21 protein-coding genes and 2 tRNA genes are annotated in these 19,279 nt (G+C 45.2%); 19 read left to right on the top strand and 4 right to left on the bottom strand.

Features of this window, described 5'->3' with window-relative positions:
• Nucleotides 1–22: 22 nt before the first annotated feature.
• From HF974_13215 to HF974_13225, 3 genes are all read left to right on the top strand, one after another.
• A tRNA-Ser gene (locus HF974_13215) sits at nucleotides 23–107 on the top strand.
• A 130-nt stretch (nucleotides 108–237) separates the two neighbouring features.
• Nucleotides 238–741, top strand: a complete 504-nt coding sequence (locus tag HF974_13220; GenBank protein ID MBC2699264.1) for a hypothetical protein — start codon at nucleotides 238–240, stop codon at nucleotides 739–741.
• The gene (locus HF974_13225) at nucleotides 734–952 is read left to right on the top strand and encodes a HEPN domain-containing protein (protein ID MBC2699265.1); all 219 of its coding nucleotides are present in this window, start codon (nucleotides 734–736) and stop codon (nucleotides 950–952) included. Before HF974_13220 ends, HF974_13225 begins: the two co-directional genes overlap by 8 nt.
• Before the next feature lie 93 nt (nucleotides 953–1,045).
• Here the strand turns inward: HF974_13225 and HF974_13230 are convergent, their stop codons facing one another.
• The 4 genes from HF974_13230 to HF974_13245 all read right to left on the bottom strand — a co-directional run bounded on the left by HF974_13230 (nucleotide 1,046) and on the right by HF974_13245 (nucleotide 1,939).
• Complete coding sequence (locus HF974_13230) at nucleotides 1,046–1,249, bottom strand: type II toxin-antitoxin system VapC family toxin (GenBank protein ID MBC2699266.1); 204 nt, start codon at nucleotides 1,247–1,249, stop codon at nucleotides 1,046–1,048.
• A gap of 12 nt (nucleotides 1,250–1,261) precedes the next feature.
• Nucleotides 1,262–1,447, bottom strand: coding sequence for a type II toxin-antitoxin system VapC family toxin (locus HF974_13235; GenBank protein MBC2699267.1), 186 nt, complete (start codon nucleotides 1,445–1,447; stop codon nucleotides 1,262–1,264).
• The gene (locus HF974_13240) at nucleotides 1,440–1,619 is read right to left on the bottom strand and encodes a hypothetical protein (GenBank protein ID MBC2699268.1); all 180 of its coding nucleotides are present in this window, start codon (nucleotides 1,617–1,619) and stop codon (nucleotides 1,440–1,442) included. The genes HF974_13235 and HF974_13240 overlap by 8 nt, the downstream gene beginning before the upstream one ends.
• A gap of 146 nt (nucleotides 1,620–1,765) precedes the next feature.
• On the bottom strand, nucleotides 1,766–1,939 hold the full coding sequence (locus tag HF974_13245; GenBank protein MBC2699269.1) for a hypothetical protein: 174 nt from the start codon (nucleotides 1,937–1,939) through the stop codon (nucleotides 1,766–1,768).
• A 446-nt stretch (nucleotides 1,940–2,385) separates the two neighbouring features.
• On the opposite strand from HF974_13245, the gene HF974_13250 reads away from it, so the two are divergent.
• From HF974_13250 to HF974_13325, 16 genes are all read left to right on the top strand, one after another.
• Complete coding sequence (locus HF974_13250; protein MBC2699270.1) at nucleotides 2,386–3,123, top strand: DNA polymerase sliding clamp; 738 nt, start codon at nucleotides 2,386–2,388, stop codon at nucleotides 3,121–3,123.
• Between the two features lie 8 nt (nucleotides 3,124–3,131).
• Nucleotides 3,132–4,226, top strand: a complete 1,095-nt coding sequence (priL, locus tag HF974_13255; GenBank protein ID MBC2699271.1) for a DNA primase regulatory subunit PriL — start codon at nucleotides 3,132–3,134, stop codon at nucleotides 4,224–4,226.
• 266 nt (nucleotides 4,227–4,492) lie between these two features.
• Nucleotides 4,493–4,599: transfer RNA gene (locus HF974_13260), tRNA-Lys, on the top strand.
• A gap of 32 nt (nucleotides 4,600–4,631) precedes the next feature.
• Complete coding sequence (locus tag HF974_13265; GenBank protein ID MBC2699272.1) at nucleotides 4,632–4,877, top strand: DNA-directed RNA polymerase subunit H; 246 nt, start codon at nucleotides 4,632–4,634, stop codon at nucleotides 4,875–4,877.
• A gap of 64 nt (nucleotides 4,878–4,941) precedes the next feature.
• Nucleotides 4,942–6,510, top strand: a complete 1,569-nt coding sequence (locus HF974_13270) for a DNA-directed RNA polymerase subunit B'' (GenBank protein MBC2699273.1) — start codon at nucleotides 4,942–4,944, stop codon at nucleotides 6,508–6,510.
• A 5-nt stretch (nucleotides 6,511–6,515) separates the two neighbouring features.
• Nucleotides 6,516–8,330, top strand: a complete 1,815-nt coding sequence (gene rpoB / locus HF974_13275; protein ID MBC2699274.1) for a DNA-directed RNA polymerase subunit B — start codon at nucleotides 6,516–6,518, stop codon at nucleotides 8,328–8,330.
• Between the two features lie 10 nt (nucleotides 8,331–8,340).
• Complete coding sequence (locus HF974_13280; GenBank protein ID MBC2699275.1) at nucleotides 8,341–10,986, top strand: DNA-directed RNA polymerase subunit A'; 2,646 nt, start codon at nucleotides 8,341–8,343, stop codon at nucleotides 10,984–10,986.
• Nucleotides 10,986–12,134, top strand: coding sequence for a DNA-directed RNA polymerase subunit A'' (gene rpoA2 / locus HF974_13285; protein MBC2699276.1), 1,149 nt, complete (start codon nucleotides 10,986–10,988; stop codon nucleotides 12,132–12,134). Before HF974_13280 ends, rpoA2 begins: the two co-directional genes overlap by 1 nt.
• Nucleotides 12,135–12,179: 45 nt before the next feature.
• Nucleotides 12,180–12,470 (top strand): 50S ribosomal protein L30e, encoded by a 291-nt coding sequence (locus HF974_13290; GenBank protein ID MBC2699277.1) that lies wholly within the window; start codon nucleotides 12,180–12,182, stop codon nucleotides 12,468–12,470.
• An 11-nt stretch (nucleotides 12,471–12,481) separates the two neighbouring features.
• Nucleotides 12,482–12,913 (top strand): NusA-like transcription termination signal-binding factor, encoded by a 432-nt coding sequence (locus HF974_13295; protein ID MBC2699278.1) that lies wholly within the window; start codon nucleotides 12,482–12,484, stop codon nucleotides 12,911–12,913.
• A gap of 45 nt (nucleotides 12,914–12,958) precedes the next feature.
• Nucleotides 12,959–13,387 (top strand): 30S ribosomal protein S12, encoded by a 429-nt coding sequence (locus tag HF974_13300; protein ID MBC2699279.1) that lies wholly within the window; start codon nucleotides 12,959–12,961, stop codon nucleotides 13,385–13,387.
• Between the two features lie 4 nt (nucleotides 13,388–13,391).
• Complete coding sequence (locus HF974_13305; protein MBC2699280.1) at nucleotides 13,392–13,952, top strand: 30S ribosomal protein S7; 561 nt, start codon at nucleotides 13,392–13,394, stop codon at nucleotides 13,950–13,952.
• Nucleotides 13,953–14,082: 130 nt separating this feature from the next.
• Nucleotides 14,083–16,275, top strand: a complete 2,193-nt coding sequence (locus HF974_13310) for an elongation factor EF-2 (protein MBC2699281.1) — start codon at nucleotides 14,083–14,085, stop codon at nucleotides 16,273–16,275.
• A 114-nt stretch (nucleotides 16,276–16,389) separates the two neighbouring features.
• Nucleotides 16,390–17,658: a translation elongation factor EF-1 subunit alpha gene (gene tuf, locus HF974_13315; GenBank protein ID MBC2699282.1), complete on the top strand. Its 1,269-nt coding sequence runs from the start codon at nucleotides 16,390–16,392 to the stop codon at nucleotides 17,656–17,658.
• A 35-nt stretch (nucleotides 17,659–17,693) separates the two neighbouring features.
• On the top strand, nucleotides 17,694–18,005 hold the full coding sequence (locus tag HF974_13320) for a 30S ribosomal protein S10 (protein ID MBC2699283.1): 312 nt from the start codon (nucleotides 17,694–17,696) through the stop codon (nucleotides 18,003–18,005).
• 121 nt (nucleotides 18,006–18,126) lie between these two features.
• Entirely contained in the window at nucleotides 18,127–18,585 is a 459-nt protein-coding gene (locus HF974_13325; GenBank protein MBC2699284.1) for a hypothetical protein, read from the top strand.
• The last annotated feature ends 694 nt before the right edge of the window (nucleotides 18,586–19,279 follow it).

Here is a 19,279-nt window from a genome sequence, read left to right on the forward strand (position 1 = left end):
ACGCAAAATACGATACCTTGATGCCGAGGTAGTCTAGCGGTATGGCGCAAGCCTGGAAAGCTTGTGGGGCTTGGTTCCCCTCGGGAGTTCGAATCTCCCCCTCGGCGCTTTATTATTCTACGGTTATTGTTATATTTTTTATAACGAAACGTTTTTAAATATATGACGATATGTACAATTTATATGTACGATTTGAGCCATATATTCACGAAATCAAATCTTAAGATTTTCAGACTTTTGAAGAAGGAAGAAGGGTTATATATCAGGGAGATTGCAGAAAGACTTGCTATATCGCCTTTTTCTGTCCACAATTCGATCAAGTTATTTAAAAGATTGGGGTTTGTCGAGGTAAAGAAAGTCAAAAACAGGAAAACAATCTATCTAGTCCGGGATAATCCTATACTTAAAAAAATGCTTTCTTTGATAAATATTTCGGACCTATCTGGGAATAAAAACTTTAAAAGGCTAATGAAATCAGGAAAGGTGGGGGTTTACGGTAGTTTTGCATCAGGAGAGGATACTAAACATAGCGACATTGATCTATGGTGCTATAAGCAGGAAAAAGTTTCAAATATTGAACTAAGAGAAATCACCAGGGAGATTGAGAAAGACTTTGGGATGGAAGTAAAACTATTTGTTTTAAATGACTCAAAGATAAAGGATATAATGGATAATGACCCTGAATTTTTTTACCGGTTGAAATTGAGTTCAATAGCTGTAAATGGTGATGTGTTTGGCTGAAGTTGAAAGATGTTTCAATAAGGGGTTATTGCAAAAGCGCGGTCCGAGTATCGATTTGGCCAGAAAGAGTATACGGCAGGCAGATATATTTCTCAAGGATGCAGGTAAATTAATTGATTCGGACATGACCCGAATGAGTGTACTTGCTTTGTATAATGCATTTTTTCATGCAGCAAGAGCATTGCTTTTTAAAGAGTGGAGGGGTATATGAAAAGAGCGAGGAGTGACTCCCTGGCTTTAAAAATATAAAAAATTCAATCTTAAAACCCAAATTAGCAACGTACTGATACTGACTCACACGAACTTAAAGTTCTTTTATATATTCAGCTTCAATTTCTTTAAACATATTAAAATGCTTTTCATTAGCAGTAGCCAATATGAGTTCATATTCATTGGCCGTTGCTGCAATTATGGCATCAGGAAGTTCAGTCCTATAAGCAGCATCATATTTCTGCCTCAACTTTCCGGCAGTGATGGCGATATTCCTTTCAACCTCAATCGCTTCCATACAATCCAGTATTCAATAAATTGCACATTCATCGTCAGCATTTCTTGAACCGGATAACAGTTCAGCTTCAGTTATGACCGAAAAGAACCCTAATGCACTCTCATCAATAATCCTCATAAGAAAATCCCTGGCATTTTCCCTACCCTTCAGATAATTGATAATGATATCCGTGTCAAGAAGGAACCGGGTTCTATACATTATCGATCCTCTTCGTTCTTTTATCCCATCCGCTCCTTATGTCATCAACATATTCTATTCCGCCTTTAATCTCGTTTCTTTCGGACCAGACACCAAATGCTTCCATTGCATTCTCTTTTTGTACATCTCTTTCTAATGTGATCTTCACCACACTATCAACTGCAAGACCCATCGCTTCTTTAATCTTGTAAGGTAGCGATATATGTCCATCAGGTAACACTTTAGCGGTATAATTTATAGTTTTTATTATCTCACCTCATTTATGCTATTTGTAACTCCTTTAATTAAATATGTTCTTACTGGCAATCGCTTATTATTTCATATCATGTCCATTTCTATTCCCTCTCCTTTTTCCAGCTCCTCAATAGACTGATCGATGCTTCCAAGAGCCTCTTTATCCAAAAGAATTTCTAAAGTTTCAGATTCTGCTATACTTAGACCTTTTAAGATGTGAGCCAGTCGTTCGAGGTTAATCAGTTCGACTCTATCCATTTATTTTATTGTTGTCGACATCTATAAATCACCTTCTTATTCTTATGTTTATAGTGATTATATAATATATTCCCTGCTTCATTCTACAATCCCTGTATCCCTTTAAGGTGGCTGTTGGTCTCTTTGACGTTAAAATCCCGATTGCAAGCATTATGCATTTCATGGATTTATTACTTCTTTAGATGATATCCTGTGGTTAATGTGGTTGAATTGTTCTTTTGGGCAGTATTTCTTGGGTTATTTTTTTGTATATAATGTGAGCTGTCCATATTAGAAGTGCTGAATAATAGAGTTGATTGAATTATCTCTATATGCAGAGGAATAACAAACAAGGTTAAGCAAAATTCTCAATGGACTTAAATAATTTAGAAATTCTTATAACTCATAATGGCATATGATTATGAAATATCGCTATCATATATCCCATCACAGGATGGAGGCAGTAAATGTTCAAGGCAATTATAGAATCTGAAAAACTCAAAGAAACCATTGAAGCAGTTTCAAGTATTGTTGATGAGGCCAAGATCAATCTAGCTCCTGACGGGATGTCGGTAAAGGCAGTGGACCCGGCCAATGTGGCAATGATCACCCTTAACCTGAAATCCGCTGCTTTTGAAGAGTTCACGGCCACCGAAGGCGAACTGGGTGTGGACTTGAACAGGTTGAACGATATCCTGGGTATGGCTGAAAAAGCAGAGACCGTGGAAATAGAGCTGGATGAAGAATCCCACAAACTTGTTATAGGGATGAGCGGCCTGACCTATAAGATATCGCTGCTTGATCCTGCTTCTATTCGCAAGGAACCAAAGGTACCACAACTGGAACTTCCTGCCCGCATTGTGCTGTCTGGCAATGACCTGAAACGTGCCGTCAAGGCCGCTGAAAAGGTATCCGACCATATGGGCATGGGAATAGATGGAGAAATATTCTATCTTGAAGCAGAAGGTGACTCGGACCGGATGCGGCTTGATATGACCAGGGACCAGCTAATTAGTCTTGAACCCGGAGATGCCCGTTCATTGTTCTCACTGGATTACCTTTCAGATATGGTCAAGTCAGCAGGCAAGGCAAATGAAGTCACTATAGAACTGGGCAAGGATTTCCCAACAATGATAAAATTCCAGATCGCTGGCGGGAATGGCGAAGTAAACTATCTCCTGGCACCGAGGATCGAATCTGATTAATATTTGCAATGGATGAAGCAAGACTATCTGAATATCCATTTTTAACAAAAGCAGCTGAATATGTTGCAGGGATGGATTCCACTATAGATGAAATCCTTGTATCACGTGGATACGGCATGGCACGCAGCCGTGCTAAATCAAGGGTCATCCAGGCCATTAAAGGGGAGATTAAGACTGAAGATATGGGGCTGGCCACACCCGAACTTTTATCATATCCCATTGCCCGGATACTTGTCTCATGTATAGATGATGCTTTCCTGATAAGGCGGTATGCTCTTGCAGAGGCAAAGTTTGCAAATTCCAGGATGGGAAAAGAAGATGATAATATCCTGACTGAGATCGGCCGGGATTTCAACATCAATGCCAGTATTATCGATAAGGGTTTCAGGATCCATTTTACAGATTATATCAGGGGAGCCGCTGGAATGCGGGCGCTGAAATGGAAGCTGGTGAACCGCAGGCTGGAATCCGGATACGTGAACATCACCAAGGAACAGTATGCCAGACTGCTGCAGGAGGCCGTCAGGGTCCGTATCTCGGAAGCACTTCCACTGGATGTGCCCGATATGTTCTGCCAGGCCATGGCCGACGATATCAAAGAGATCAAGACCTGCCTGGAAGAGATCAAGAAGGAGTTTGATGAGGAGGGGTTTGGCCAAGTTGAACCAGGGGATTTCCCTCCATGTATCGTACATCTCCTTTCCAGTGCCCAGGGCGGTGTCAACCTTGCCCATTCGGCCAGGTTTGCCCTGACGTCCTTTTTACTGAACATCGGCCTGTCTGTGGACCAGGTAGTACAGATGTTCAATGTCTCACCTGATTTCAATGAGGAGATGACGCATTACCAGGTAGATCATATTGCGGGCTCGACAGGCACTTCCTACAAACCTCCAGCATGCACAACCATGATCACTTACGGCAACTGCTACAACAAGGATGAAATATGCAGGACTATTGGCCATCCTCTTAGCTACTACAGGAAGAAGAAAAAAATCCAGCACGAAAAGCTGACTGGAAGCAACAAACCAGAAGGCACCATACCTAAAAGCACCATGCCTGAAAATTCAAGTGTAAAAAGTGAGGACATAAGTAACAAAGGATAAAGTTAAATATTCAACAGTCATACCAATATTCAACAGTCATACCAATATTCAACTATCATTAATAAAGTTCGTTTGGGTTTAAAAAGCTAGATACATAATATGTCAAACAAAAGAAAGGTTTAAATCCAATGCATTCCTTAATGGAGCGGTACGTCTGCATAGCATCCAGAAGTACCATATCCAAATCGGTGAAGAATTGTTCGGTAGAAAAAATTTGTGCCTAAATTTTGTAAGAGGTTTAGACATAGCTACCGCTATCCATCAGTGGGCTCGTAGCTCAGACAGGCAGAGCACCTGGCTTTTAAGGTGTATGGAAAAGACCCATGCATTGGAAGATACCAGATGGTCGGGGGTTCAAATCCCTCCGAGCCCGTTTTTTAGATATTTAGGGGGATGAATTAAGTAATGAAAGGTACGAAAAGTTTCAGTTTATTAGATCACAATATAGTGCCCCATCATCTATTACTGTCAGAGAATGAGGCAAGCCAGGTTTTAAAAAAATATAGCATCGATAAAGAGCAATTGCCAAAAATAAAAGTAAAGGAACCGGTGATCCTGGAAATAGGGGGCCAGGTCGGCGACATAGTCAAGATTATACGAACCAGTCAGACTGCGGGAGAGGCCGAATTCTACAGACTGGTAATTGAATAACCGGACAGATGAACATCAAACTGTCAATAAATCCGTTTTACTTAAACCAGGAAGGTGCAAAGCTGTGTTAAATAGAGAAATATTATCCCGGGCATACTTTACGCGGGATAAGATAGTCCGACACCATATAGAATCATTCAATGATTTTTTGGATTACGGAATGCAGAAGGTCATCAATGAGCAAGGGGTCATTGAGACTGATATAGAAGATACGTATGTAAAACTCGGAGAGATCAGGGTTGGCAATCCGTTGGTAAAAGAAGCCGACGGTGCCCAGGATATGCTATACCCAAATGATGCAAGATTAAGGGATATCACATACTCGGCCCCGATACATCTTGAGATGACCATCGTCCAGGGAGAAAAAGAACATGAACCAGTGGAGGCTATTATCGGTCAGCTTCCCATTATGCTGATGAGCAAAGGCTGCAACCTGGTCGATATGACCCATGATGAAATGATAGAGATGGGAGAAGACCCGCTGGACCCGGGTGGCTATTTCATTGTGAACGGAACTGAGAGGGTCCTGATGACCCTGGAAGATCTGGCTCCTAATAAGATACTGGTGGAGTTCGAGGAACGTTACGGTGACAAGATCGAAGTTGCCAAGGTGTTCAGTGAACGTAGGGGATACAGGGCACTGGCCGTTGTCGAACGCGGTCGTAAGGCCATCATAGAAGTAAGTTTCCCGTCCATTTCAGGACGTTTGGCTTTTGTTACATTAATGCGGGCCCTCGGAATTGAGACTGATGAGGATATCGTAAATACAGTGTCATTCGACCCTGAAGTAGTGAAGTTCATGATGGAAAACCTGGAGGAAGCCGAAGCCCATACCTGTGAAGAGGCTATGGAAAAAGTGGGTAACAGGGTTGCCGCCGGCCAGACAGGGGAATACCAGATAAAAAGAGCAAATTATGTGATCGACAGGTACCTTCTGCCGCACCTGGGTAATGACCAGTCGCACAGGATCGTGAAAGCCCAGTACCTGGGCCGGATGGCAGAGGCCTGCTTTGAACTGGCACTGGGACGGAGACGTCCGGATGATAAGGATCATTATTCCAATAAACGTCTCAAACTTAGCGGAAATTTGATGGAAGACCTGTTCAGGGTATCTTTCAACAGGCTGGCAAGGGATGTAAAGTACCAGCTTGAGCGGGCAAATATGCGTAACCGTGACCTCAATGTGATAACTGTGGTCAGGGCTGATGTACTTACAGAGAGACTGGGCCACCCGCTGGCCACAGGTAACTGGGTCGGAGGCAGGGCAGGCGTATCCCAACTCCTGGACCGTATAGATTACATGGCATCCCTTTCACACCTTCGCAGGGTGATATCTCCCCTTTCCAGGGCACAGCCCCATTTCGAGGCAAGGGACCTTCATCCCACCCAGTGGGGCCGCATATGTCCATCGGAAACGCCTGAAGGACCTAACTGCGGGCTGGTGAAGAACTTTGCCCAGATGGTGGAGGTATCGACCGATGTGTTTGATGTAAATGGGTTGAAACAGACACTGTATAACCTGAATGTAGTACATGTGGCACCAAATACCATGAATCTGGATGAAGCATATGGCACTTATGCCACTGAGCTTGAAGCTATGGAAGAGGAAGTTGAGTATAACGAAGGGGCGTGAATCCTTTGAATAAAACAAGAGTATTCTTAAACGGGGAACTACTTGGTTATCATGACAATCCTGAAGAACTGGTCAGCAATGTCAAACAGATGCGCAGGGCCGGTACAATACCCATACAGGTAAATGTGACCTTCCACCCAAAGACTCACGAAATAATTATAAATAGTGATGATGGCAGAGCCAGAAGACCGGTTATTATTGTTGAGAACGGAAAATCCCTGTTAAGAGAGGAACATATAGAGCTACTAAATAACAAGGAGATCGAGTTCGATGACCTGGTCAAGATGGGATTAATTGAGTATCTTGATGCCGAGGAGGAAGAGAACTGTTTCGTTGCCGTGAATGAAGCCGATATTACACCGGAACATACTCATCTTGAGATCGATCCGTCCCTTATACTTGGTATCTGTACCGGCATGATCCCGTTCCCTGAGCACAATGCATCACCCAGGAACACTATGGGTGCAGGTATGGTAAAACAATGCCTCGGAGTGCCGGTAGCAAACTTGAGATTACGACCCGATACCAGGGGACATTTAATGCATTATCCCCAGAAAGCAATGGTGCACACCCAGACCTCGGATGTGATCGGGTTCGATGAAAGGGCAGCAGGCCAGAACTTTGTTGTTGCTGTACTTTCTTATGAAGGATATAATATTGAGGATGCCCTGGTCGTTAATAAGGGTAGTATAGAACGTGGTCTTGGAAGAAGTCATTTCTTCAGGACTCTTGGAGGTGAGGAGAGGCGCTATCCCGGAGGGCAGGAGGATAAGTTCGAGATCCCTGACCAGGAAGTAAGGGGAGCACGCGGACCAGAAGTGTATTCCCAATTGGATGAGGATGGTATTGTCAATCCTGAGGTCATTGTAGATCACAATGATGTACTTATTGGGAAGACCAGTCCACCCAGGTTCCTTGAAGAGCCCACTGAACTGGGTCTTAGTCCCCAGCAGAGACGCGAGTCCAGCGTTACTATGCGTTCAAATGAAATGGGCATTGTGGATGCAGTTATTCTTACTGAGAGCGTAAACGGGGCCCGGCTGGCAAAGGTCAGGGTACGTGACCAGAGAATCCCGGAACTAGGTGATAAGTTCGCATCAAGGCACGGACAGAAAGGTGTGCTTGGACTGATACAGCCATTTGAAGATATGCCATTCACGGAATCAGGGATGGTCCCCGACCTTGTGATCAATCCCCACGCTATCCCCTCAAGGATGACTGTGGCACATGTACTTGAGATGATCGGAGGCAAGGTGGGCAGTCTTGAAGGCAGGCGTATCAATGCCACTCCATTCTCAGGGGAATCCGAAGATGACCTGAGGCTTGACCTGAAACGTGCGGGTTATTCTCATACAGGCAAAGAAGTATTCTATGATGGTAAAACAGGAAAGAAGATCGAAGCTGACGTGTTCATTGGCGTGATCCTTTACCAGAAGCTCTACCATATGGTTTCTTCAAAGATCCATGCCAGGAGCAGGGGTCCGGTGCAGGTGCTTACCAGGCAGCCCACAGAAGGCAGGGCCAGGGAAGGCGGTCTCAGGTTCGGCGAGATGGAACGAGATGTGCTTATCGGGCACGGTGCATCCCTTACCCTGAAAGAAAGATTGCTGGATGAATCAGATAAGGTGGACCAACTTGTTTGTTCTCATTGTGGTATGGTAGCTACCCATGACAAGAGAAGGAACATGGTGTTCTGTCCCAACTGCGGAGCAGAGACTGGAATATATACCGTTGAGATGAGCTATGCATTCAAGTTACTGCTGGATGAGATCAAGTCACTTGGTGTTGCCCCCAGGCTTATTCTGGAGGATGCGGTTTAGAGGTGATTAGATGATTAAAACAGTTCCAAAGCGTATAAAAGAAATCAGGTTCGGGCTAATATCACCCAAAGAGTACAGGAAGATGAGTGTGACCCGTGTAATTACCGCAGATACTTATGATGACGACGGTTTCCCAATAGAAATGGGTTTGATGGATCCCCGAATGGGTGTTATCGACCCCGGTCTTCGCTGCAAGACCTGCGGAGGCAGGGCAGGCGAGTGTCCTGGTCATTTTGGACATGTAGAACTCATCGCACCCGTCATACATGTAGGTTTTGCAAAATTGATACGCAAGGTATTAAGGGCCACATGCAGGGAATGCAGTGCACTGCTTCTGGATTCTAACCAGAAAAAGAAATACCTTGAACAGATCAGGACAATGAGAAAGATGGGGCAGCCAATAGAGGATATCACCAAAGAGGTATTCAAAGAGGCAAGGAAGCCCAAGACCTGCATGTATTGTGGTGCAGGGCAGCTTGATATCAAGGTGGAAAAACCATCTACATATGTCGAGAAGATGGGAGATCACGATCATAAACTAATGCCTTCTGATATAAGGGTGAGGCTGGAGAAGATAACCAACGACGATATCGAAGTCATTGGCATGGATCCCAATAACGCCAGGCCCGAATGGGTAATATTGACTGTACTGCCGGTACCGCCGGTGACCATGCGTCCAAGTATAACGCTTGAGAGCGGGCAGAGGAGCGAGGATGACCTCACCCATAAACTGGTGGATATTATCAGGATCAACCAGAGGTTCCAGGAGAACCGTGAAGCTGGTGCACCCCAGCTTATCATCGAGGACCTGTGGGAACTGCTGCAGTACCATGTGACAACGTTCATGGATAATGCGGTATCAGGCGTACCCCCTGCCAGGCACCGTTCAGGAAGGCCGCTTAAGACCCTGTCCCAGAGATTGAAGGGGAAGGAAGGCAGGTTCAGGGGCAGTTTATCAGGCAAAAGGGTAAATTTCAGTGCAAGGACCGTCATTTCACCTGACCCCAACCTGAGCGTCAGCGAAGTGGGTGTGCCACTATCCATTGCCATGGAAATGACCATACCTGTCTACGTGACAAAGCGTAATATCGAACAGGTGCGTGAATATATCAAGCGGGGGCCTGACAACCATCCCGGTGCCAATTATATCGAGCGCAGTGACAGGCGCAGGATCAAGATCACTGACAGTAATTGCGAGGAAATGGCAGAGACTGTTGAGTTAGGATGGAAGATTGACAGGCAATTGAAGAACGGGGATATTGTGTTATTTAACAGGCAGCCTTCATTGCACAGGATGAGTATCATGGCACATGAGGTCAAGGTACTGCCCCACAAGACTTTCAGGTTGAATCCTGCCGTATGTCCGCCCTACAATGCTGACTTTGACGGTGATGAGATGAACATGCATGTGCTCCAGACCGAAGAGGCAAGGGCAGAGGCAATGATGCTTATACATGTACAGGAAAATATCCTGTCTCCCAGGTTCGGCGGTCCCATCATTGGCGGAATACATGACCACATCTCTGGTATGTACTTGCTGACCAGGGGAGACAGCAGACTCAGTAAGAGTGAAATACTGGACATGCTCAGCAAAACCAAGATAGAAGAGTTATCTGAACCGGCAGGTGAAGTGGATGGCAAGCCTTACTGGACTGGAAAACAGGCAGTCAGCCATATTCTGCCGTCTGGATTGAACATGGCATACAAGGCAGGGATATGCGAGAATTGTGATACCTGTAAAGAGGAAAACTGTGAGCTGGACGCCTATGTGCTTGTTAAGGACGGCCAGTTATTGAGCGGTACTATTGAAGAAAAAGCCGTTGGCGCATTCAAGGGATTAATAGTTGACAAGATCATCAAGGATTATGGTTCGGCCAGGGGACTGCAATTCATCAATGATGCTACCATGCTTGGAATAAAGGGTGTTATGCATTACGGTTTCAGTTTCGGGATCAATGATGAGGATATACCAGATGAGGCCAGTATCCAGATATCTGAACTGCTGAGTGAAGCTGAGGATAGGGTCATGAACCTGATTTTAGTTTATAATGAAGGAAACCTTGAACCTCTGCCAGGCAGGACCGTGGATGAGACACTGGAACTGAAGATCATGCAGGAGCTTGGCAAGGCAAGGGATTCAACTGGTAATATTGCCGGTAAATACCTTGGCCTGGAAAATGCCGCTGTGGTTATGGCAGTTTCAGGTGCCAGGGGTTCTATGTTGAACCTGACCCAGATGGCGGGATGCGTGGGCCAGCAGGCAGTGAGGGGTGAGCGTATCAAGCGAGGTTATGCAGGCAGGACACTTTCCAATTTCCATACCGGTGACCTGGGTGCGGCAGCTCACGGGTTTGTGAAGAACAGTTATAAGAGCGGCCTCTCGCCTACCGAATACTTTTTCCATGCTATTGGTGGCAGGGAAGGGCTGGTGGATACGGCTGTCAGGACATCCCAGAGCGGTTACCTGCAGCGCAGGTTGGTCAATGCGCTCCAGGACCTGGAGGTCCAGTATGATGGGACTGTGAAGGATACCAGGGGCATGGTTGTCCAGTTCAGGTATGGTGAAGATGGTATAGACCCAATGAAAAGTGAATTCAGCAAGCCACAGGCCATAAAGTGGATAATAGAATCTGTTACTTCAAAGGAGGTAGAATAATGGCAGTGAGCCAGAAGACCATTGAAGAGATGACCAGAAACCTGCAACTGCCAAAGAACATCCTTGATACTCTCCATAAAGAGCTTGAAGAGACAAAAGTGACCAAAAAGCAGCTTGAGGATATCATAAAGCGGGTTATTGAAGGTTATGAATACGCCCGTATTGAGCCGTGTGAAGCTGCCGGTGTGGTCTCGGCCCAGAGTATTGGTGAACCTGGTACCCAGATGACCATGCGGACATTCCACTATGCGGGTGTGGCTGAGATCAACGTTACACTGGGCCTGCCCAGACTGATCGAGATCGTGGATGCCAGGAAAAACCCGTCTACGCCCATGATGTCGGTCTACTTGACAGAGGATTATGCCCATGACCGGGACATGGCCCGTAAACTGGCATGGAATATAGAGGCCACCCATATCAGTCACCTGGGCAGCTTGTCTACAGATATCACAGAAATGGCATTGATGATCGAACTCAATGAGAAAGTGATCAACCAGCGTGAGATCACACCAGAGGAAGTGGCAGGGAAACTGGAGGAGGAATTGGGATTGGCCGTACTGATAGATGGTAATGTGCTTACGGTACATCCGGAGAATGAGTCGTACAGGGAACTGCTCCAGCTTGGCAAAAATATAGAGAACGTAACCCTTAAGGGAATAAGTGATATCAAACGTGTGGTCATCAGGAAAGAGGATACCATTGACGAATATGTACTGTATACTGAAGGATCGTCGCTGAAACACATTGATGAACTGGATGGTGTGGATATGACCCGGTCCACCACTAATAATATCAATGAGATCTATGAAGTCTTCGGTATCGAGGCTGCCAGGAATAGTATAATAAAAGAAGCTACAGACACACTTCGTGAACAGGGGCTGTCAGTTGATGTACGGCATATCATGCTGGTGGCTGATATCATGACCGTTGACGGGGAAGTGAAGGCTATTGGCAGGCACGGCATTTCGGGTGAAAAGGCCAGTGTGCTTGCACGGGCGGCTTTCGAGGTCACAGTGAACCACCTGTTGGATGCAGGTACGAGGGGAGATATTGACGAACTGAGGGGTGTGACCGAGAATGTTATTGTGGGACAGCCAATTCAACTCGGGACCGGTCATGTCAAACTCCTGGCAGCAAAAAGAACTTAAATAATAAGACCCAGTAGATAAAAAAAATCATACAGGATGATATTCATGGATTTAGACCTTAATAAAATACTGAGAATCGCGGTCCAGACCGGAAAGGTATCGATCGGATCAAGGCAAACAGTGAAGGTTGTGGATAATTACCAGGCCAAGGCTGTAGTGCTTGCGTCAAACTGTCCCGCTGACGTACGGGACAGGGTTACTGGGAAAGTTCCTGTGATCGACTTTCCAGGCAATGGTGTCGAACTGGGTACGATCTGCAGCAAACCGTTCGCTGTTGCGGCAATGGCTGTGGAGGATCCAGGGGAATCGAAAATATTAGGAATAATAAAAGGATAAAGGGTGTATAATTGAGCGAAGTTAAACTCTCCACTGATGGAATTCGCTATATAGCATTATTCGAGAATACCACCGGAGCCACTGCAAGGGATTGTCTCCTGGATGATGATAACAACAGGGTAATATTTGTTGTTAAAACGGGAGATATGGGCATGGCCATAGGTAAGAACGGTGAGCATGTCAACAAGCTTGTAAAAAGTATCGGGCGCCACGTTGAAGTGGTGGAGTATAACGACGACCCTGTTATTTTTATACAGAACCTGCTCCAGCCTGCCAATGCCAATAACGTAAAGATTGGATATAAGGGTGACAAACGTATAGCTTATGTAGAAGTAAAAACTAAAGAGAAGGGTCTTGCCATAGGGCGAAATGGAAAGAACATTGAAAAAGTGAAGGTTCTTGCCAAACGACATCATGATATAGATGATGTGACAATCCAGTAGCCTGCAAGAATTCCAGATAATTAATTTCACAGGAAGTATCATAATATGGGAAATGGAAAATATGCTGCCCGCAAACTAAAAGATGACCGGGAAAATTTCAGGTGGAGCGACAGGAAATACCTCAGGCGCGCCCTGAAGCTTAATGTAAAGGCAGATCCCCTTGGAGGCGCTCCACAGGGAAGGGGTATTGTACTTGAGAAAGTTGGTGTAGAGGCAAAACAGCCCAACTCTGCCATTAGGAAATGTGTAAGGATACAATTGATCAAGAACGGACGGCAGGTTACTGCTTTTTGCCCTGGTGATGGTGCTATCAATTTCATAGATGAACATGATGAAGTGACCGTGGAACGTATCGGCGGCCGCATGGGCGGTGCAAAGGGTGACATTCCCGGTGTAAGGTTCAAGGTAACCGCAGTGAACGATATGAGTCTCAACGAGATGGTGATCGGACGCAAAGAGAAGCCAATGAGGTAGGTGTATGAACAAGATTTTCGATAAATGGGATACTACAGAAGTTCAGGTCGATGATATTAGCGTTGAGAGATATATCAACTTAAAGCCTGTTATGCTGCCTTATTCCGGAGGAAAACACGCCAGACAGCAGTTCAATAAGTCCAACCAGCATATTGTTGAGAGACTTATCAACAAGATGATGCAGTCTGAGAACAACACAGGCAAGAAGATGACCAACTACAGGATCGTTAAGGAATCTTTTGAGATCATTAATAAAAAGACCAAGGAAAATCCGATCCAGATACTGGTCAATGCTATCATTAATGCCGGACCCAGGGAGGAAACGGTCAGGTTGAAGTACGGGGGGATCGCTGTACCAAAGGCTGTGGACAGTGCACCCCAGCGCAGGGTGGATACTGCACTGCGGCTTGTGGCTGCAGGAGCGTACAAGTCTTCATTTAAGAAAAGGCGGCCTATTGAGGAAGCCCTGGCAAATGAGATAATAGCAGCCGCAAACTACGATGTCAAGTCCTATTCTATTAACAAGAAGGAAGGAAAGGAACGGGTGGCAAAGGCTGCAAGGTAATCTATAATATTGCGGCTTTGCCGCAATCATTTTTTTTATTTTCAAGGACGGAATCTTTTTTTTATTAATACAGATACTTAAAAACCAGATAATTAATAATCAGATACTAGAATTTATTGAGGAAATAGATATGGGACGAAGGAAAAAGATGGTTGAGCGCGTGACTGTACTTATGAATGAACCTGAAAATGTCAGGAATATCGGAATAGTTGCACACATCGATCATGGAAAGACAACTCTTACAGATAATATCCTTGCCGGTGCCGGTATGATCTCAAAGGAACTGGCAGGCAAGCAGTTGTTCACAGATTCAGATGAAGAAGAGCAGGAGCGAGGTATCACTATTGACTCTGCCTGTGTTTCAATGGTACATGAGTTCGAGGACGGCGAATACCTGATCAATCTTATTGATACGCCGGGCCATGTGGATTTCGGCGGTGATGTGACCAGGGCCATGAGGGCCGTAGATGGTGCTGTGGTAGTTGTGGATGCAGTGGAAGGTACCATGCCACAGACAGAGACCGTGCTCAGGCAGGCATTAAAGGAACATGTGAAGCCTGTACTGTTTATAAACAAAGTGGACAGGCTGATCAATGAGTTGCAAGTAGACTCCCAGGAGATGCAGATCAGGCTGGGCAAGGTCATCGATCATGTGAATAAGCTCATCAAGGGCATGAACGAAGAGAAATACAAAGCAGGATGGCGTATGGATGCTGCCAGCGGCACTGTAGCCTTTGGTTCTGCCCTGTATAACTGGGCTATAAGCGTACCGTTTATGAAGAAATCAGGCATAGGGTTCAATGATGTTTACAATTACTGCAAGGAAGAAAACCAAAAGGAACTGGCAGATAAATGCCCGCTTCATGAGGTTTTAAATGATATGATCATCCGGTTCCTGCCCAATCCACTTACTGCCCAGAAGGATAGGGTGAATGTGATATGGCATGGCGATAAGGAATCCACGGAAGGTAAGGATATGCTAAATGCCAACCGTGACGGTGATGTGGCATTAATGGTCACAAATATCTCATTGGACCCCCATGCGGGCGAAGTGGCCACTGGCAGGTTGTTCAGCGGTACACTGAAAAGAGGTATGGAACTTAACGTAACAGGCTCTGTAAAGACGAACAGGCTGCAGCAGGTGGGGATTTTCATGGGCCCGGAAAGGCTGGAAGTGGAACAGATCCCTGCCGGTAATATCGCAGCAGTCACCGGCCTGAAGGATGCCTATGTTGGTGCTACGGTATCGTCCATGGATGACATGATACCTTTTGAGGCCATCCAGCATGCCAGTGAACCTGTGGTTACAGTGGCTGTGGAAGCAAAGCACATGAAGGACCTGCCTAAGCTGGTTGAGGTGCTGCGGCAAGTGGCAAAGGAGGATAATACCCTAAAAGTTACTATCGATGAAGAGACTGGTGAGCACCTGATGTCAGGTATGGGTGAACTCCATCTTGAGGTCATAGGCCACAGGATCGAACGTGATAAGGGTGTGGAGATCACTACGAGTCCGCCTATTGTGGTTTACAGGGAAACGATCCAGAAACATGCCGGTCCGGTGGAGGGTAAGAGTCCGAACCGTCACAATAGGTTCTACATCGAAGTAGAACCCATGGATAGCAATATCGTGGACCTTATTAAATCCGGTGAGGTATCCATGCGTATGCCAGAACTGGAGCGACGTGAGAAGTTCATGGAGGCCGGGCTTAAAAAGGATGAATCAAAAGGTGTTACCCATATATATGAATCAAATATCTTAATCAATATGACCAAGGGTATACAGTACCTGAACGAGACCATGGAACTGATCATCGATGGGTTTGAAGAGGTTATGAAAGCCGGCCCGCTCACAAGGGAACCATGTCAGGCAATTAGGGTCACGCTCGTAGATGCAAAGCTGCACGAGGATGCGGTACACAGGGGTCCGGCCCAGGTTATACCTGCGTCAAGGCAGGCTATACAGGCTGCTATGCTCATGGCTGATGATACATTACTGGAGCCATACCAGAAGGTATACATCCAGACTCCACAGAATAATATGGGTGGGGCCACTTCAGAGATTCAGGGGCGAAGGGGTATTATTATTAATATGTCCCAGGAAGGGGACATGACCATCATCGAGAGCAAGGCTCCGGTGGCTGAACTCTTTGGGTTTGCAGGCGATATCAGGTCTGCCACTGAGGGTCGTGCCATGTGGAGTACCGAGTTCGCAGGATTCGAGACATTACCGGCAAGCCTGCTGAAAGAAATAGTGTTAGAGATACGCCAGCGAAAGGGATTGAAATCTGAAGTACCAAAAGCCAGTGATTTTGTAGGTCAGTAACTGGGCATTGAAAAGCAAATGGAATCAAGCTGCAATTGACACAAAGTTTAAAAGCAGTAAAATCTATAAAGACATTAAATCTACAATAATAAAATAAAGATTGGAGGATTAAGTATGGCAGAGAAACCACATATGAACCTGGCTGTTATCGGTCATATCGACCATGGTAAATCAACCCTTGTGGGTCGATTGATGTATGATACAGGGGCCGTAGAGGCGCATGTTATTGAGAAGTATAAGGAAGAAGCAAAGGCAAAAGGAAAGGAATCCTTCGCTTTTGCATGGGTCATGGACTCACTCAAAGAGGAGCGGGAAAGGGGTATCACCATCGATATCGCACACCAGCGGTTTGATACTGATAAGTATTATTTTACAGTGGTAGACTGTCCCGGTCACCGTGACTTTGTTAAGAACATGATAACAGGCGCATCCCAGGCAGATGCCGCTATCCTGGTGGTATCAGGTAAGGACAGTGTACAGGCACAGACAAAGGAACATGTGTTCCTGTCCAGGACACTGGGTATCAACCAGCTCATCATTGCGATCAATAAGATGGACGAGATCAACTATGATGAGGCTAAATATAACAAGGCAAAGGAAGATGTCAGTGCACTGCTGAAGATTGTAGGATTCAAGCCTGCTGAAATGAATTTTATCCCCACATCGGCTTTTAAGGGCGATAACATTGCCAAAAGGAGCGAAAATACTAAATGGTATAATGGTCCGTCAATCCTGGAAGCACTTGATGAACTCAAGGAACCTGAAAAGCCCACCAAACTGCCGCTGCGTATTCCTGTACAGGACGCATATACCATCAGCGGTATAGGTACTGTACCTGTAGGACGTGTTGAGACCGGTATCATGAAAAAAGGTGAAGATGTTATCTTCCAGCCAAGTGGTGCTACAGGTGAGGTCAAGTCCATTGAGATGCATCATGAAGAGCAACCCGAGGCAGTTCCCGGTGATAATATCGGATGGAACGTCAGGGGTATCGGAAAGAACGATGTCAGAAGAGGCGATGTGTGTGGACACTCAAGCAAACCACCAACAGTAGCAGAAGAGTTTACTGCACAGATCGTGGTGCTTCAGCACCCGTCAGCTATTTCAGCAGGATATACACCTGTGTTCCACTGTCATACAGCCCAGACAGCCTGTACACTTATGTCACTGGACAAGAAACTTGATCCAAAGACTGGTGAGATGAAGGAAGAGAACCCGACTTTCATTAAGGCGGGCGATGCGGCAATCGTGACTGTGAGACCTACCAGGCCCCTTGTTATAGAGAATGTGAAAGAGATCCCGCAGATGGGACGCTTTGCTATTCGTGATATGGGTCAGACTGTGGCCGCTGGAATGGTCATCAGTATTAAGGCGAGGCCATAAGCCTCACTCTCCTCTTTTTTTTGGAGTTTTTTTTAATGGTACAAAAAGCAAGGATACGATTATCAGGGACAAGTACTTCAACACTTGACACCCTGTGCAATCAAGTGAAGAGTATAGCAGAGAAGACCGGGGTCAATATTTCAGGCCCCATACCAATGCCTACAAAGAAACTGGTGGTACCATCCTTAAAGAGTCCTGATGGTGAGGGGACAGCTACATGGGACCACTGGGAGATGCGTGTACATAAACGGCTTATTGACCTGGATGCAGACGAGCGGGCATTGAGACAGCTTATGCGGTTACAGGTCCCGAAAGATATAAGTATTGAGATTGTGCTGACTTCATAGTAAATTAATCTTTTTTCCACAGGGATTTTTACGGGGGTATTCATACCCTTTAGTTTTTATCCTTGGGTGCAAACCCAAGATTTTATAATTCTTATACTCTTTATGTGATATGGTGAATCAGATGATTATTGGTTTTCAGGTTAAAAATATCGAATCAAAGTCGTTTATAGGTCCCGAAGGTGCAAAGCATCAAAAAAGCATTAACATTAATTTTGATATTAATATAAGGAATCCCACACTTGTGGTACAGAATACTCCTTTTGGAGAAAAACAGGTAATCAGGCTGGAGTATGCCCTGTCTATCAATTACCTGAACCCAAATATTGGCTATATCAGGTTTGAAGGTTCTACGGATTATTTCCAGGATGCTGATCTGGAAGCACTGCATAAACAGTGGACTGCCGGGTCTGCGCCACCTGCGGTGCAAAACGAAGTAGCTAATACTATGGTGAGTAACCTGGCACCTATGGCGCTGACTATATCCAAGACGCTGGGGTTGCCGCCTGCTGTGCCGCTGCCTGCTATTAATTTTCAGGGTAAGCAGAAGAAGCCTGAAGAGCCAACGTATTATCACGGGTGAGAAAGGGTTCTTTTAAGGTATTGTAGCATAGTGTCAAGTCAACCATGAAACGTATAGCGACCATCTGCCCTATTTTATATGGCGTAGGCGGATTTAAATAAATCAGTGCGACACTTTACGCTTGACTTGACAATAAAGTATGAAGTTGTTCTACATGGCTAACTCTTCTGCTTTTTTTGTATAACCTGATTTTGATATTACGGCAAAGTGGTCGGTTCTGTCATTGATGTTCCAATCCACGAAGCCGGATTTATCCAGTAGGACGGTAAGTACGTCAATACCGGTTATCATGTTCTGTCATTTGCATTCCCAAAAAAGGATATTTTTTGAATCCTCATAAAATACTACCTATCAGTATTATGAGACTTTTTAATTTATTCTGATCAAGTGGGATAAATGGATCCTGGCAAAGAAGATTAAACACATAGAACACAGAGTATTATTGTTCATATATACACCTTATTGCAAGAGCAACATAAAAGTATCTTGTAGCCTACTCGAAAAGTAGGCCGAGAGGGATAACAAGTATTTTGTTTGGGATGCGTTCCCGTGAGAAAACCTGTTACCCTCTCATCCTTTTAATACACGAATAAGTACGTTTTGGACATATAAATAAATATGTATGTGACGTTAAGAAATCAACTGCCATAATGCTGTCGAGCGAAGCGAACCCTAGAGGGGCGACAGCTTTATG

This window comes from ANME-2 cluster archaeon (assembly GCA_014237145.1).
GTDB lineage: Archaea > Halobacteriota > Methanosarcinia > Methanosarcinales > Methanocomedenaceae > Methanocomedens_A.